At 71.1% G+C, this 13,529-nt stretch carries 12 protein-coding genes; 4 read left to right on the top strand and 8 right to left on the bottom strand.

Annotation, left to right across the window (positions count from 1 at the left end; translation table 11 throughout):
• Window positions 1–56: 56 nt before the first annotated feature.
• A complete protein-coding gene (locus ACG0Z3_RS08705; RefSeq protein ID WP_394397500.1) occupies window positions 57–254 on the top strand; it encodes a tyrosine-type recombinase/integrase in 198 nt (65 codons plus the stop codon).
• Between the two features lie 142 nt (window positions 255–396).
• On the opposite strand, the gene ACG0Z3_RS08710 is transcribed toward ACG0Z3_RS08705, so the two are convergent.
• A complete protein-coding gene (locus ACG0Z3_RS08710) occupies window positions 397–2,424 on the bottom strand; it encodes a DEAD/DEAH box helicase (RefSeq protein WP_394396895.1) in 2,028 nt (675 codons plus the stop codon).
• Window positions 2,425–2,564: 140 nt separating this feature from the next.
• On the opposite strand from ACG0Z3_RS08710, the gene ACG0Z3_RS08715 reads away from it, so the two are divergent.
• The 3 genes from ACG0Z3_RS08715 to ACG0Z3_RS08725 all read left to right on the top strand — a co-directional run bounded on the left by ACG0Z3_RS08715 (window position 2,565) and on the right by ACG0Z3_RS08725 (window position 4,871).
• On the top strand, window positions 2,565–3,344 hold the full coding sequence (locus ACG0Z3_RS08715; protein WP_394396896.1) for an oxygen-binding di-iron domain-containing protein: 780 nt from the start codon (window positions 2,565–2,567) through the stop codon (window positions 3,342–3,344).
• 255 nt (window positions 3,345–3,599) lie between these two features.
• The gene (gene ppk2 / locus ACG0Z3_RS08720) at window positions 3,600–4,481 is read left to right on the top strand and encodes a polyphosphate kinase 2 (RefSeq protein WP_394396897.1); all 882 of its coding nucleotides are present in this window, start codon (window positions 3,600–3,602) and stop codon (window positions 4,479–4,481) included.
• A 21-nt stretch (window positions 4,482–4,502) separates the two neighbouring features.
• The gene (locus ACG0Z3_RS08725) at window positions 4,503–4,871 is read left to right on the top strand and encodes a glutaredoxin family protein (protein WP_394396898.1); all 369 of its coding nucleotides are present in this window, start codon (window positions 4,503–4,505) and stop codon (window positions 4,869–4,871) included.
• A 74-nt stretch (window positions 4,872–4,945) separates the two neighbouring features.
• Here ACG0Z3_RS08725 and ACG0Z3_RS08730 read toward each other — a convergent pair whose 3' ends face one another.
• The 7 genes from ACG0Z3_RS08730 to ACG0Z3_RS08760 form a co-directional block, all read right to left on the bottom strand.
• A complete protein-coding gene (locus tag ACG0Z3_RS08730) occupies window positions 4,946–5,197 on the bottom strand; it encodes a hypothetical protein (RefSeq protein WP_394396900.1) in 252 nt (83 codons plus the stop codon).
• A gap of 170 nt (window positions 5,198–5,367) precedes the next feature.
• The gene (locus tag ACG0Z3_RS08735) at window positions 5,368–6,003 is read right to left on the bottom strand and encodes an L-threonylcarbamoyladenylate synthase (RefSeq protein ID WP_394396902.1); all 636 of its coding nucleotides are present in this window, start codon (window positions 6,001–6,003) and stop codon (window positions 5,368–5,370) included.
• 34 nt (window positions 6,004–6,037) lie between these two features.
• Entirely contained in the window at window positions 6,038–6,841 is an 804-nt protein-coding gene (locus ACG0Z3_RS08740; RefSeq protein WP_394397501.1) for a phosphatase, read from the bottom strand.
• Window positions 6,842–6,956: 115 nt separating this feature from the next.
• Window positions 6,957–8,876 carry a methyl-accepting chemotaxis protein gene (locus ACG0Z3_RS08745; protein ID WP_394396904.1) on the bottom strand — a complete coding sequence of 640 codons (1,920 nt, stop codon included), beginning with the start codon at window positions 8,874–8,876 and terminating at the stop codon, window positions 6,957–6,959.
• 13 nt (window positions 8,877–8,889) lie between these two features.
• Window positions 8,890–10,707, bottom strand: coding sequence for a bifunctional diguanylate cyclase/phosphodiesterase (locus tag ACG0Z3_RS08750; RefSeq protein ID WP_394396906.1), 1,818 nt, complete (start codon window positions 10,705–10,707; stop codon window positions 8,890–8,892).
• Window positions 10,708–10,860: 153 nt separating this feature from the next.
• Window positions 10,861–12,585: a single-stranded-DNA-specific exonuclease RecJ gene (gene recJ, locus ACG0Z3_RS08755; protein WP_394396907.1), complete on the bottom strand. Its 1,725-nt coding sequence runs from the start codon at window positions 12,583–12,585 to the stop codon at window positions 10,861–10,863.
• Window positions 12,582–13,457: a hypothetical protein gene (locus ACG0Z3_RS08760; protein WP_394396908.1), complete on the bottom strand. Its 876-nt coding sequence runs from the start codon at window positions 13,455–13,457 to the stop codon at window positions 12,582–12,584. The genes recJ and ACG0Z3_RS08760 overlap by 4 nt, the downstream gene beginning before the upstream one ends.
• Window positions 13,458–13,529 lie beyond the last annotated feature (72 nt).

Here is a 13,529-nt window from a genome sequence, read left to right on the forward strand (position 1 = left end):
GTGCGTAAGTCCACAGCCCGGAGCTGCTGAGATGCGGAAGGTTGCTCAACGCGCCGTTGCGGACAGTCGAGTCGAGACACTATCGCCACGCTGCACACTCTGCGTCATGCGTTTGCCCCCACCTGCTGCAAGCGGGCTACGACATCCGCTCGGTTCAGGGTTTGCTGGGCAATACCAACGTTGCCACAACCACGCGCTACACGCATGTGTGCAAGGTCGTCCGGCCACGGGCCGAGCAAGTCAGTGACCGGTAGGTGGCCGAGAGCGTGAGTTCGGCCGCGGCGACCAAAGGACGGAACCCGCTGCATAGCCGCCATCCAGCAGATGTCGAAAGCAAGTAGCGCCTCTATCGGCTGCGGCAGAGCCGCTCAGCCAGCCGCCGCATCACCCGCACGCTCAACCGACACCCTGCGCCCGCTTTCGCCAGAACGCTGCGTCGATGAGCTGTTCGGCGCCGGTGCGCGCGTTGATGAACCAGAACGATTGCCCGTCTGCACTGAGGCGCGCGACCTCGCCCTCGTGCCGCCCGGCACGCACGCGCTGGCCGACGGTGTTGGCCGGGAAGTCCGGCTGCGCGGCCAGCTCCAGCAGTGGCGTGGCCGCGCGCGTGTCGCCCTCCAGCCGCAACCGCTGCATCAGCGGCGCCAGCAGCGGGCTGGCCGCATCGGCCGGCGACACGAACAGCACCAGCTTGGCCTGCGCGCGGCTCAGGCCCACGTTGAGCAAGCGCTGCGCTTCCTCGCCGTGCAGAAAGGGCTGGGCGCCGTCGGCTGGGTCGAACAGCACCACCGGCGCCTCGCTGCCCTGCGCCCGGTGCACGGTGCTGACGCGCAGCTGCTCCGGCAGCCCGCGCGCGCGCAGCCGCTGGCGGATCAGCGCGCGCTGGGCGCGGAAGGGCGTCAGCACGATGACCTCCTCGGCCTGCCACTGGCCGCTGGCCAGTGCCTGCGTTAGCAGCTCGGCGATGGCCTCGGCCGATTCGCGCCGCACCGGCCCGCGCTCGGCGGCTACCCAGCCGCCGTCGGTCTGGATGCGGTGCACGTGCACATGCGCGTCGGCCGGGATGTCGCCCAGCGTGCGCTGCCGCGCAGCCAGCCAGGCCGGCGCGGCCTGCGCATCGGCCGCCACGCGCAGCAGGCCGTCGTAGAACAGCTGGCTGACCAGCTCACCGATGGGCGGCGCCATGCGCGATTGCTCGTCCAGCAGCGCGACCGACGCGGTCTGCGCGCCGGTGCCTCGCGGCATCTCGGCGAAGGCCGAGCGGCCCAGCCAGCGGCGGGCCAGGCGGTCCTCGCTGCGCTGCACGGGCGAGAGCTGCTGCGGGTCGCCCGCGAACAGCCGCGCGCGGCCCAGCGGCATCAGCGCCAGCGTGTGGGCCAGGCTCACCTGGCTGGCTTCGTCGAACACCAGCAGGTCGAAGGGCGGCTCGTCGTCGGGGGCCAGTTCGCGCAGGGCTTTGAGCGTGAAGGCGGCGCGCGTGGTCGTCATGCTGGCCAGGCGGCAGCGCTGCAGCACCTTCAGCGACGAGGCGCGCAGCTCGTCGCGCAGGTCGCTCACGCGGTCGGCCCAGGCCTTCAGCGCGTGCGCGTCGCGGCTGGGCGGTCGGGCGGCTTCGGCGCGGGCGAGGCGGGCGATGAGCTCGCGGTCCTGCGTGGGGATGAGGTGCTCGCGGCCGTCGTAGGCGGCGGCGTCGAAGCGCGTGCCCAGGCGCTGCACGGTGGCGCGCAGGGGCTCGCGCCGGCCCTTCTGCAGCGCCTTGTCGACGGCCAGCGTGGCCAGATCCACGGCCTGGTTGGTGGTGGACAGCAGCAGCACACGCGCCGTGGGGTGGCGGTCCAGGTACTCGGCCAGCAGCACGCCCAGCGTGGTTGTCTTGCCGGTGCCGGGCGGCCCCCACAGGAAGGCGCTGCTGAAGCCGGTGAGCGCGAGCGCGGCGCGCTGCGCCGGCCGTAGCCAGCGGAAGGGCTCGCCGGTCAGCGGCGTGCCGCCGCGCAGCGGGCGGGGGGCCGACAGGTCGGGTAGGCAGGCCAGGGCGGCCTCGGCCCACGGCGTGTCCCACCAAGCATCGGCCACGGCGTTCAGGAAGCGCGTGGGGTAGAGCCGGATCAGGTGGCCGGCCGGCGGCGGCGGGCTGCTGGCGTTCTGCAGCACGAGCTGGTCGTCCTCCACGACGACGGCCAGCACGCTGGCGCCGCCCTTGGTCGGGCTGCCCCACCAGGCAGCGGCGCCGTCCAGGCTGTCATCCAGCAGGGCCTGCGCCGAGGCGGCGCCGGGCCGCTGGCCCTCGGCGAACACATAGCCCGGCTCCAGCGTGACGCGCCACAGCGTGCCGTCACGTTCGGCGTGCAGCACCTTGAAGTCGTAGTACTCGGGCGTGGCCGAGAGCTCGGCGGTCAAGGCCGCGCGGATGTCGGCGAGGCTCATGGCATCTGGCATGTCGAAAACAGGGAGGGCGAGACTGTAAATGCATACAGCATCAGGCCGACCTTGATCTTGCTCAAGACGTGCCACCTGTGGCGCGGTTAGCCTGCGCAGCCACCACCATCACTCTCCGGGTTGCCAGGATGTCCATCGAGTTGTTCCGCCAGGACCGGCATGTCTGCGTCATGTTCGCGCGGCTGGGCGACGAGGGCGGCGATGCCGTGCAGTCCAACCAGTTCCTGCTCGTCAATGGGGACACCGGCGCCATCCTCGACCCCGGCGGCAACATCGCCTATCACGAGCTCTACCTGGGCATGTCGGCCTTCTTCCCGCCGCACAAGCTGGCGGCCATCCTGGCCTCGCATGCCGACCCGGACATCATTGCGTCGCTGGACCGCTGGATGACGGCCACGGTGGCGCCGGTCTATATCTCGCGCATCTGGGAGCGCTTCGCACCGCATTTCTGCAAGCCCGGCAAGACGGCGGGCCGCATCGTGGGCTTGCCCGATGCCGGCGAGCGGCTGCGGCTGGGCGCGGGGGCGGACCGCTTCGAGCTGTGGGCGCTGCCGGCGCACTTCCTGCACGCCGAGGGCAATTTCCAGTTCTACGACCCGGTCAGCCGCATCCTGTTCTCGGGCGACCTGGGGGCGTCCCTGGGCACGAGCCTGAACCCGGAGCAGCCGGTCACGTCGCTGGCCGCGCACATCCCGCGCATGGAGGGCTTCCACCGCCGCTACATGGTCAGCAACAAGGTGCTGCGGCTGTGGGCGGCCATGGTGCGGCAGCTGGACATCCGGATGATCGCGCCGCAGCACGGCGCGCCCATGGTGGGCCCGGCGGTGCAGGAGTTCATCGCCTGGGCGGAGCAACTCGAATGCGGCGTGGACCTGTTCGGGCCGGCGAACTACCGCGTGCCGGGCTGAGAGCCTTTGAACAAATCCATCACACCCGCTCGTCCGCCCCAAACGCCGCCACTCGGCGTTGCAAATACGCGCCGTAGCCCGAGCTACGGCTGTGCTTTGCGCCTTGATTGGCGGCACTTGGGGCGCCCGCTCGGGCGCGCCGGATTCATTCACAGGCTCTGAGGCGGCGGCGCTGTCATGGCCGCGCCACACGCGGCCGCTAGCCTGCCGGCTTTCAGCCGGGAGCCGAACTTGGGGCACATCGAAGACGAGCTGGTGAAGCGCATTCACCGCGATCTGCAGGACGATTTCGACGAGGAGCTGGAGCTCGAACTGGAGGACCGCGACTCTGGCGTGACGGCGGGCGACGAGCCTGCTGACGCATCCACCGAGCGGCGTCGCTATTTCCGCGAGCTGTTCCGGCTGCAGAGCGAGCTGGTAAAGCTGCAGGACTGGGTGCAGCACACGGGCCACAAGGTGGTCATCCTGTTCGAGGGGCGCGACGCGGCGGGCAAGGGCGGCGTCATCAAGCGCATCACACAGCGGCTGAACCCGCGCGTGTGCCGCGTGGCCGCGCTGCCGGCGCCCAACGATCGCGAGCGCACGCAGTGGTACTTCCAGCGCTACGTATCGCACCTGCCGGCGGCCGGCGAGATCGTGCTGTTCGACCGCAGTTGGTACAACCGCGCCGGCGTGGAGCGCGTGATGGGCTTCTGCACCGACGAGCAGTACGAGGAGTTCTTCCGCTCGGCCCCCGAGTTCGAGCGCATGCTGCAGCGCTCGGGCATCCAGCTCATCAAGTACTGGTTCTCCATCAGCGACGACGAGCAGCGCGTGCGCTTCCTGGGTCGCATCCACGACCCGCTGAAGCAGTGGAAGTTGAGCCCCATGGACCTGGAATCCCGCCGCCGCTGGGAGGAATACACCAAGGCCAAGGAGGTGATGCTGGAGCGCACGCACATCCCCGAGTCGCCCTGGTGGGTGGTGCCGGCCGACGACAAGAAGCGTGCGCGGCTGAACTGCATCCGTCACCTGCTGAGCCAGATGCCGTACGAGGAGGTGTCGCATGCCGACATCGAGCTGCCGGCCCGCCAGCGGCGCGAGGACTACATCCGCCACCCGGTGCCGGCCGAGCTCATCGTGCCCGAGGTGTACTGAGCAGCTCCTAACATCCGGGGCATGAAGCTGCCCTGGTCCCTGCTGGCGGTCATCGCCGTCGCGTCGCTCGCCTCCTGGGGCTGGCGCAGCCATGTGTCTGCGCAGGATGCGCGCCAGCTGGCTGCGCACGTGCAGCCGGGCGACATCCGCATGATCTCGTCCGAGACCTGCGGCTGGTGCACCACCGCGCGGCGCTGGATGACGAGCGAGGGCATCCCGTTCCAGGAGTGCTTCCTGGAGCGCGACGCGCAGTGCCGCGCAGACTACGTGGCCCGCGGCGGGCGCGGCACGCCCACGCTGGTGGTGCGCGGGCAGACGGTGATCGGCTTCGACCGCGCACGCATGCTGCAGATCCTGGACGACAAGGCCGAGCCGAGTCGGCAGCGCTGACTCAGCAGCGCTGGCGACTCGACTCGGCGGCGGTGGGAAGAAGAGGCGTCATTCGCATCGACGGATCGCCCCGTTCAGATGCGCTTGGTGGCGGGCTTGGCGGCGGCCAGCGTGGTGTGGCGCAGCAGCGTGGCTTCGCTGTAGCCGGTGACGACGACGCGCGGCAGCTGGGCGATGACCGGGGCTTCGGCACGGACCGCCTTGCCGGTGACGACGACGCGTTCCAGCTTGACGGTGGGTTGCGGCGCGGCAGTGGCGGCGACGGAGAAGGTCAGGCCAGCGGCAGCGGCGATGACGGCGGTGAAGAGCTTGTCTTGCAGGTTCATGATGGACTCCATTCGGTGGGTTTCGAACGGCGTGATTGCTTGTTCGATGGAGTCAGTGTCTGCAATGGGGCCGGGCCCTGCCACCCGACTGCGATCAATCGCTGGCCGCGCCGGATGAACTGCAGCAAGGCGGGATGAGTGGCAGCCAGCCGCCGCCGTTTCAGCCGCGTTCAGCCCAGCTGCAGGCCCAGGCGGGCCACGTCGCCCCGGCCCTGGCGCACCAGTACGGGCTCGTCGCCCTGGCTGAGGTCCAGCACCGTGGTGGGCTGGGCCGGGCAGGCGCCGGCGTCGAGGATGAACTGCAGCTGCCGGTCCAGCCGCTCGGCCACTTCGGTGGCGTCGTTCAGCGCCTCGCTGTCGCCGGGCGGGATCAGCGTGGTGGACAGCAGCGGCTCGCCCAGCAGTGCCAGCAGGTCCTGCGTGACGCGGTGCTCCGGCACGCGCAGGCCGATGGTGCGGCGGCTGGGGTGGGACAGGCGCCGCGGCACTTCCTTGGTGGCCGGCAGGATGAAGGTGTAGGCGCCCGGCGTGGCCAACTTGAGCAGCCGGTATTGCCGGTTGTCCACCATCGCGTAGGTGGCCAGCTCCGACAGGTCGCGGCACAGCAGCGTCAGGTGGTGCTTGTCGTCCACGCCGCGCACGCGGCGCAGCGCCTCGGCGGCGGCCTTGTCGTTGAGGTGGCAGACGAGGGCGTAGCTGGAATCGGTCGGCACCGCGCCGATGCCGCCGGCCTGCAGCATCTGCACGCACTGGCGCAGGAAGCGCGGCTGCGGGTTGTCGGGGTGGACGTCGAAGAGCTGGGCCATGGCTTAGCGTAACCCGCGCTGCGCGCCGCCAAACTCAGCGGTGGTGGATGCGGTCCGCCAGCGCTGCCCAGACCGGTGTCAGGCTGGCCTGCAAAGGCGGCAGCGTGCCGAGGTCGACGCGGCTTTCCTCGGGGCAGTGGAAGTCCGAGCCGCGCGAGGCCAGCAGGTCGAACTCGCGGGCGGTGTCCGCATACTCCGTGAACTCGGCCGGCGTGTGGCTGCCCGTCACCACCTCGATGCCACGGCCGCCATGGGCGACGAACTCGGTGATAAGCGCGTATTCCTCGGTGGGCGTGAAGTCGTAGCGGCCCGGGTGGGCGATGACGGCGGCGCCACCCGCGCGGGTGATCCAGCCCACGGCGTCCTTCAGGCTGGCCCACTTGTGCGCCACGAAGCCGGGCTTGCCCTCGGTCAGGAAGCGGCGGAAGACCTCGGGCACGTCGCTGCAGTGACCGCCGTCCACCAGGAAGCGGGCGAAATGGGTGCGCGAGATCAGGTCGGGGTTGCCGACGTACTTCAGCGCGCCCTCGAACGCGCCCGGGATGCCGGCCGCGGCAAGGCTGGCTGCCATCTCGCGGGCACGGGCCTCGCGGCCGCCCCGGGTGGCGCGCAGGCCCTCGATCAGTTCGGGCGCGGTGTGGTCGAAGCCCAGGCCCACGATGTGCACCACGCGGCCCGCGAAGGTGACCGAGATCTCGGTGCCGGTCAGGTAGGGCAGGCCCAGCGCGAGGGCGGCGTCGATGGCGCGCTGCTGGCCGCCGATCTCGTCATGGTCGGTCAGCGACCACAGCTGCACGCCGGCCGCGTGCGCCCGCGCGGCCAGCGCCTCGGGCGTCATCGTGCCGTCCGAGACGGTGGAGTGGCAGTGCAGGTCGGCGTTGAGCGTGGCGGCGAGATTCACGGCCTGATTCTGGCAGGCCGGCCAGGCCGATACGGTCAGCAGGGCTTGTCGCTCACAGCCGGAAGGCGTTGACGGTGTCGTCCATGCCCTGGGCCTGGCCGCGCAGGCTGTCGGCCGCGGCGGCGGCCTCCTGGACGAGCGCGGCGTTCTGCTGCGTCATGGCGTCGATGGCCTGCACCGCGGCACCCACCTCGTCGGTCTGTTGCGCCTGGGCGCGGGTCTGTTCGGCCATGGTGTGGATGAGCGTGTCCATGTCGCGCACTTTGCCGAGGATGGCCTGGACGGCGCTGCCTGCTTGCGTGGCCTGGGCGGTGCCGGCTTCCACCCGTTCGACGGACTGGCCGATCAGCGACTTGATCTCGCGGGCCGCCGTGGCGCTGCGCTGGGCCAGCGCGCGCACCTCGGTGGCCACCACGGCGAAGCCGCGGCCAGCGTCGCCGGCCCGGGCGGCCTCCACCGCCGCATTCAGCGCCAGGATGTTGGTCTGGAAGGCGATGCCGTCGATCAGGCCTGTGATGTCGCCGATGCGCTGGCTGGCGTCCGCGATGCCTTTCATCGTGGCGACGACCGCGCCGACCACTTGCCCCCCCTGGGCGGCGACGTCGGCCGCCGAGCTGGCCAGCGCCTCGGCGTGGCGCGCCGAGGTCCGGCTGTGCTGCACGGCCGCGGTGAGTGCCTGCACGTTGGAGGCGGTCTGCTGCAAGCGCGCGGCGGCCTGCTCGGTGCGGTCGGCAAGGTCCTGGTTGCCGGCGGCGATCTCGTGCACGGCATGGCGTATGCCCCCGGCGTCGGCATGGATGCGCTCCACCAGGTCGCGCAGGCGCTGTTGCATGTGGGCCAGCGCGGTAAGCACGCGGCCGAGTTCGTCGCGCCGGCCCGCAGGCACGGCCTGACTGAGGTCGCCGGCGGCGATGCGTTCGGTGACGTCCACCATCTGGCCCACCGGGATCAGCAACTGCCGGATGGAGCGCACCATGATGAAAATCATCAGCGCCAACGCCGCCGGCAGCAGCACGAGCACGGTGTTGCGGTAGGTGCGCGCGGTGTCGGCCCGGTCGGCCAGCGCGGCCTGCAGCGCCTCGACCACCTGTTCGCTGAGCTGGCTTTGCAGCGCGCCGGCTTCGGCCAGCCGGGCGGCCAACTGGTCCAGCGGGAAGTTGACGTCGCTTGCAGCGGCGGCCAGCGTTTCGTCGACTTGCTGGCGCTGCGCCTTGGCTTTGTCGGCCAGCGGCTTGAGGCGCTCGCTGAGCGAGCCCTGGTCGGCCTGCAATGCCAGTTGCAGATGGATCTGCATCTGCGCGGCGTGCTCGCGGTAGCGCGTATGCGCGGCCGACATGGTGGCCATGTCGTCCACGGCGGCGGCGCGGGCCAGGGCGCCCAGCTCGGACAGCGCGTCCTGTACCCGGGGTGCGGCCTGCAGGCCCGCGATGATGGCGAAGTAGGACGAGGCCTGCGGGTCCAGCAGCAGGCCCGTGCCGGCGTTGAGCTCGGCAATGGCCTCGAACGCCACTTGCGCCAGTTGTCGTTGCGCCGTCATCAGCCGGGCCGCATCGAGCGGTCCGTCGGTCAATGCTTTGCTCAGTTCGGCCTGCAGCTCACGCAGGCGCGACACGCGTTCGCGTTGCTGGGCGACGAGTGCTGGCGCCAGCTTGTCGTCGGCCAGTGCTTGCTCCAGTGCTTGCAGCGCACGCAGCACCTGCTGCGTGGCGGTCTCGGCCTGCGGCTTGAGGTCGGGCCTGGTGCTCAGCGCCTCGGCACCCAGGCCACGCTGGTGTTGCAGTGCAGCCAGCAGCGCCTGCCAGGCCTGGTTGGCCGGCAGGCCATGCTGTTCGGCGGACACGACATCGAGTTGTTCGATGTACTGCTCCAGCAGCGCGCCGCTGGGCAGCAGGCCCAGCAGCAGCGACAGCACGGCGACGAGGCCGAGGCGCGTGCGCAGGCTCCAGTGTGCGGAGAACTTGAGTAGCGTCATGGGCGGGGGCTGTTCAGGCGGCCAGGTCGTGGCGCGGGAGGGGGTGGCGTCGGTCGATGAAGTAGCGGCTGTTGCCGGCGCGACCTTTGGCCACGCGCTTGGGTTCGGCGAGCGCGGCGCTCAGTGCGCGCGCGTTGTCGAACGAGCCGGGCACATGCAGGATGGCGCCCGCCGAGAAGGTGGGCAGCGGGTGGAAGCTGGGCTGGTGCTGGCGGTTCAGCGTCACGTAGCCACCCGCGGCCAGGTGCTCGGCCGAGAAGAAGCTGCGCACGCCGGCATCAAAGGCCTGGCAGATGCGGGTGAGGCGCGCCTCCCAGTCCGGGCTGACCATGGCCAGCACGAAGTCATCGCCGCCGACATGGCCCACGAAGTCCAGCTGCGGGTCCACCGCCTGGGTCAGCACACGCGCGGCCAGGCGGATGATGTCGTCGCCGATGCGGTAGCCGTAGACATCGTTGAAGGGCTTGAAGTGGTCGATGTCCCAGACCACGGCGGCAAAGGTCTCGCCGGCTTCGATGAGGCGCTCCAGGTGGTTGTCCAGCGGCACGTTGCCGGGCAGCAGCGTCAGCGGGTTGGCGTAGCGCGCGGCGTGCACCTGCAGGTCAGAGACGGCCTTGAGCAGGTCGGAGCTGCGCCCGGCGCCGAAGTAGGTGCCGTCGCGGGTGATGATGAAACCGTCGATCAGCAGCCGCTCGTCCAGGTTGGCCACGGCATCGCTCATCGCGCGCAGCGGCGTGGCGACGTCGAACACCAGCGGGTGCGGGTCCATCAGTTCCGCGCAGCTGCGCCGGTCGAAGATGTCCATGAAGAAGCGCTCCGTGCTGCGCTTGAGCACATGCAGCGAGCGCAGCACGCCGATGGGGCGCTGTTGACCGTCGAGCACGGGAATGGCCAGCAGTTGGTCGTCGCCGTGGAACAGGTCCACGATGCTGCGGCAGTTGGTGTCCGGTGTGACGGTGAGCCCGCGGCGGGCCAGCTGCGCAGCGCTGGTGATGGCGCCCTGGCCCAGCGGCAGCGCCAGGTCGTTCTGCAGCAGGCGCGGTTGCGCGGCAGTGGCAAGCCGCCCGCTCCATGGCACGCTCAGCGACGTGCGCGGCGTGGCGCTGGGGCGGGCGAAGAGGTAGCCCTGGCAGAGCGTCACGCCCAGGCGGCGCAGCACGTCCAGGTCGGGCTCCTGTTCCAGCCCCTCAGCCACCACCTCGCAGCCGCTGGTGGCGGCCATCTCGACGATGGAGCGCACGAACTGCTGCTTCAGCGGCTCCTGCGCGATGCCGTCGATGAAGTGGCGGTCGATCTTGACGAAGTCCGGCCGCATCTCCATCCAGCGGCGCAGCGACGCAAAGCCCTCGCCGAGGTCGTCCAGCGCGACGCGAAAGCCCCGCTCGCGCAGCGCCTGCAATGCGCCATCGAGCTGCTCCAAATCGTCGATTGGCCTCGTTTCGGTCAGCTCGATGACCACACGGGAGGTCGGCAGTCCGAGTTCCTGGAGCTGCATGGCCAGCCGGCCGGCATGCTCGCGCGCGCCCAGCAGGGTGTCGGCGGTGACGTTGAGGAACAGGCTGCCGGGCAGACCCAGCGCCTTGAAGCGCTGTGTCGCGCTCTGCACGATCAGCCGCTCCAGCTCCACCAGCCGGCCCAATCGCGCTGCGGCCTCGAACAGCACCAGGGGCGAGTGCAGCGGGCCGTCAGCTGGCGCGCGCGTGAGGGCCTCGAAGCCGTAGATGTCGGCGCGGTCGATGGCGACCAGCGGCTGGAAATGGATGTCGAAGCTGCGCTGCGCGATCAGCCGGTCCAGGGCTTGGGCAAGGGGGGCTGACGCCGTGTTGCGCATGGGGGCTCCGAGCGGCGCACCCTGCCGAAACAGCCGGCAGAGTCACCGCTGCGCATTCTTGGAAGCGACTGTGTCAGTCCCGTGACGCGGGTAACCCCGGGTGTTGATCCTGCCAACTGCGTCACGCCCCCGGCTCGGGCCAGCCTCAGCGCCTCAGGCGGCGGCCTCGATGACGTACTGCAGCCGCTGCTGCCCCTGCCATTCGTCCAGGCTGAGCCGGTAGGCCAGCGTGGCGCGCTCGGGCAGCATGTCCACGTGGTTGAACCAGATGCCGTCGATGAGCCGGCCGGCCTGGCGCAGCCGCAGCTTGAGGTGCTTCTCGCCCACCAGGCGCTGCGAGACCAGCTCGAAGCGGTCGCAGAACACCGGCGGCTCGAAGCCCTGGCCCCAGACCTGTGCGTCCAGAAGTCGCGCCGTCTCTGGCGTGGCGGCCTCGGGCGGTAGGGCGCCGTCGTGGCACAGCGTGCGGGTCAGGTCCTGCTCGCTGAGCCACTCCTCGGCCACCCGGGCCAGCGCGAGCGCGAAGCGGTTGATGTCGTCCACGGCCAGCGTGGCGCCGGCCGCCATCGCGTGGCCGCCGAACTTGGCCAGCAGGTCGGGCTCGCGCTTGGCCACCAGGTCCAGCGCGTCGCGCAGGTGGAAGCCCGGGATGGAGCGGCCCGAGCCCTTGAGCTGGCCGTCGGCACCGCGCGCGAACACGAAGGTGGGGCGGTGTACGCGGTCCTTAATGCGCGACGCGACGATGCCCACCACGCCCTCGTGGAAGTCGGCATCGAACAGGGCTACGGCCGGCGGCAACGCGCCCTGCAGCGCCTCGACCAGCCCGTCCAGCCGCGCCTCGGCCATCTCGCGCATGCCGGCCTCGATGTCGCGGCGCTCGCGGTTGATGGCGTCCAGCTGCGTGGCCAGTTGCAGCGCGCGCTCGGGGTCGTCGGTGGTCAGCGCCTCGATGCCCAGCGTCATGTCGGAGAGCCGGCCGGCCGCGTTGATGCGCGGGCCCAAGGCAAAGCCGAGATCGAAGCCCTGGGCCTTGCTGGCATCGCGCTTGGCGGCGCTGAACAAGGCCATCACGCCCGGCTGCGCGCGGCCGGCGCGCATGCGCTTCAGGCCCTGGGCGACGAGGCGGCGGTTGTTGGCGTCCAGCTTCACCACGTCGGCCACGGTGCCCAGCGCTACCAGATCCAGCAGCCCGTCAAGCCGCGGCTCGGGCTGGGGCAGGGCGCCGCGGCGGCGCAGCTCGGCGCGCAGGCCCAGCAGCACGTAGAAGGCCACGCCCACGCCGGCCAGCGACTTGCTCGGGAAGCTGCAGCCGGGCTGGTTGGGGTTGACGATGGCGTCCGCCTCGGGGACAACGATGGCGCCGTCGACGACGGCGGGCAGGTGGTGGTCGGTCACCAGCACCTGCAGGCCGCGCGCGCGGGCATGGGCCACGCCGGCCAGGCTGGCAATGCCGTTGTCCACGGTTACCAGCAGGTCGGGCCGCTGCGCCAGCGCCAGGTCCACGATGGTGGGCGTTAGGCCGTAGCCGTGCACGGCACGGTCGGGCACGACGTAGCCCAGCGTGTCGGGCAGGGCGCCCAGCTGGCGCAGGCCGCGCAGCATCACGGCGCAGGCGGTGGCGCCGTCGCAGTCGTAGTCGGCCACGATGACGATGCGCCGGCCGGCCTGCAGCGTGTCGGCCAGCAGCGTCGCGGCCGCGTCCAGCCCCAGCAGGCCGGTGGGCGGCAACAGCTGGCCGAGGTTCTCGTCCAGTTCGGCGGCCTCGCGCACGCCGCGCGCGGCCAGCAGCCGCGCCAGCAGCGGGGCGACGCCGGCCTGCTCCAGCGCCCAGGCGCTGCGCGGGTTGACCTCGCGCTCAACCAGTCGCGGCGCGTTCACAGCGCCTCCAGCACGGCGGCCAGCTCGGGCGCCTGGAACCGGCGCTTGAGCCGGTCCATCCACGACAGCGGCTGGGCCGTGAAGCGGCGCGCGACGCGCTGGCCGCACAGCGTCAGGCTCGTCAACGGCTGCGCCAGCGGGCCGGCATCCAGCCGCTGCCAGGCCTCGGCCCAAGCGGCGAGGTCGCCGTTGAGCAGCGGCGCGGTCAGGCGGTCGTCCACGGTGATGTCGGCGGGCTGGCCGTTGCTGCGGCCGATGTCGCCGATCCAGACCGAGTTGACGACATGCTCGCCTCGCGCCTCGCGCTCGGCGTTCAGTGCATGGCCGTGCAGCAGCATCTGGGCCTCGTTCTGCCAGCGGCGCAGTGTGCGGTGCTGCGGCAGCCAAGGCTCGATGTGCTGGCCGGCGGCACGTTCGAAGCTGGCGGCCTGCAGGCCGTCCAGCGCGCTGGCGTGGGCGATGGCCCAGCGCTGCGCGTCCAGCAGCCGCCACTGCCAGCCTTCCTGCTCGGGCCACAGCTCGTGCAGCACGGCAGCGAAGCGGGCGGCCTCGGACTCCGACAGTGCCAGTGCGGCGGGCGGCAGCACGTCCACGCCGTCGGTGCCAACGGCCAGGTGAACCGGCGTCATCAGCGCCCAGCACAGATCGGGGCCGGCGTCCACGCTCCAGGCGGCGGCGCTGGGCTCGGCCTGGCCGCGCAGCGCGGCCAGCGCCAGGTGGTGCGGCGGCTGGGGCGAGAACTCGTCGCTGCCCCAGGTCTCGGCGGGGCTGAGCCGTGCCAGCTGGGCGGCCAGATGGGGCAGGGCCAGGCCGGCAAAGGCATGTCGCGCGGCGTCGTCCAGCGCGGCGGCATGGGGAATCATCAGGTGCATGGGGCAGATTATCCGGACGGCCTTCGCGGTGCCCGGCGGGGGGCTCACATGACTGTCACAAAGCGTTCATAC

Source organism: Pelomonas margarita, from assembly GCF_043555875.1.
Lineage (GTDB): Bacteria > Pseudomonadota > Gammaproteobacteria > Burkholderiales > Burkholderiaceae_C > Pelomonas > Pelomonas margarita.

What these genes read in the sequence shown, in the direction of transcription:
- ACG0Z3_RS08760 (WP_394396908.1), bottom strand. Translation starts at nt 13,457, where the DNA reads ATGCACCTGATGATTCCCCATGCCGCCGCGCTGGACGACGCCGCGCGA.
- ACG0Z3_RS08740 (WP_394397501.1), bottom strand. Translation starts at nt 6,841, where the DNA reads ATGACGCCCGAGGCGCTGGCCGCGCGGGCGCACGCGGCCGGCGTGCAG.
- ACG0Z3_RS08745 (WP_394396904.1), bottom strand. Translation starts at nt 8,876, where the DNA reads ATGACGCTACTCAAGTTCTCCGCACACTGGAGCCTGCGCACGCGCCTC.
- ACG0Z3_RS08715 (WP_394396896.1), top strand. Translation starts at nt 2,565, where the DNA reads ATGTCCATCGAGTTGTTCCGCCAGGACCGGCATGTCTGCGTCATGTTC.
- ACG0Z3_RS08725 (WP_394396898.1), top strand. Translation starts at nt 4,503, where the DNA reads ATGAAGCTGCCCTGGTCCCTGCTGGCGGTCATCGCCGTCGCGTCGCTC.
- ACG0Z3_RS08710 (WP_394396895.1), bottom strand. Translation starts at nt 2,424, where the DNA reads ATGAGCCTCGCCGACATCCGCGCGGCCTTGACCGCCGAGCTCTCGGCC.
- ACG0Z3_RS08750 (WP_394396906.1), bottom strand. Translation starts at nt 10,707, where the DNA reads ATGCGCAACACGGCGTCAGCCCCCCTTGCCCAAGCCCTGGACCGGCTG.
- ACG0Z3_RS08730 (WP_394396900.1), bottom strand. Translation starts at nt 5,197, where the DNA reads ATGAACCTGCAAGACAAGCTCTTCACCGCCGTCATCGCCGCTGCCGCT.
- ACG0Z3_RS08735 (WP_394396902.1), bottom strand. Translation starts at nt 6,003, where the DNA reads ATGGCCCAGCTCTTCGACGTCCACCCCGACAACCCGCAGCCGCGCTTC.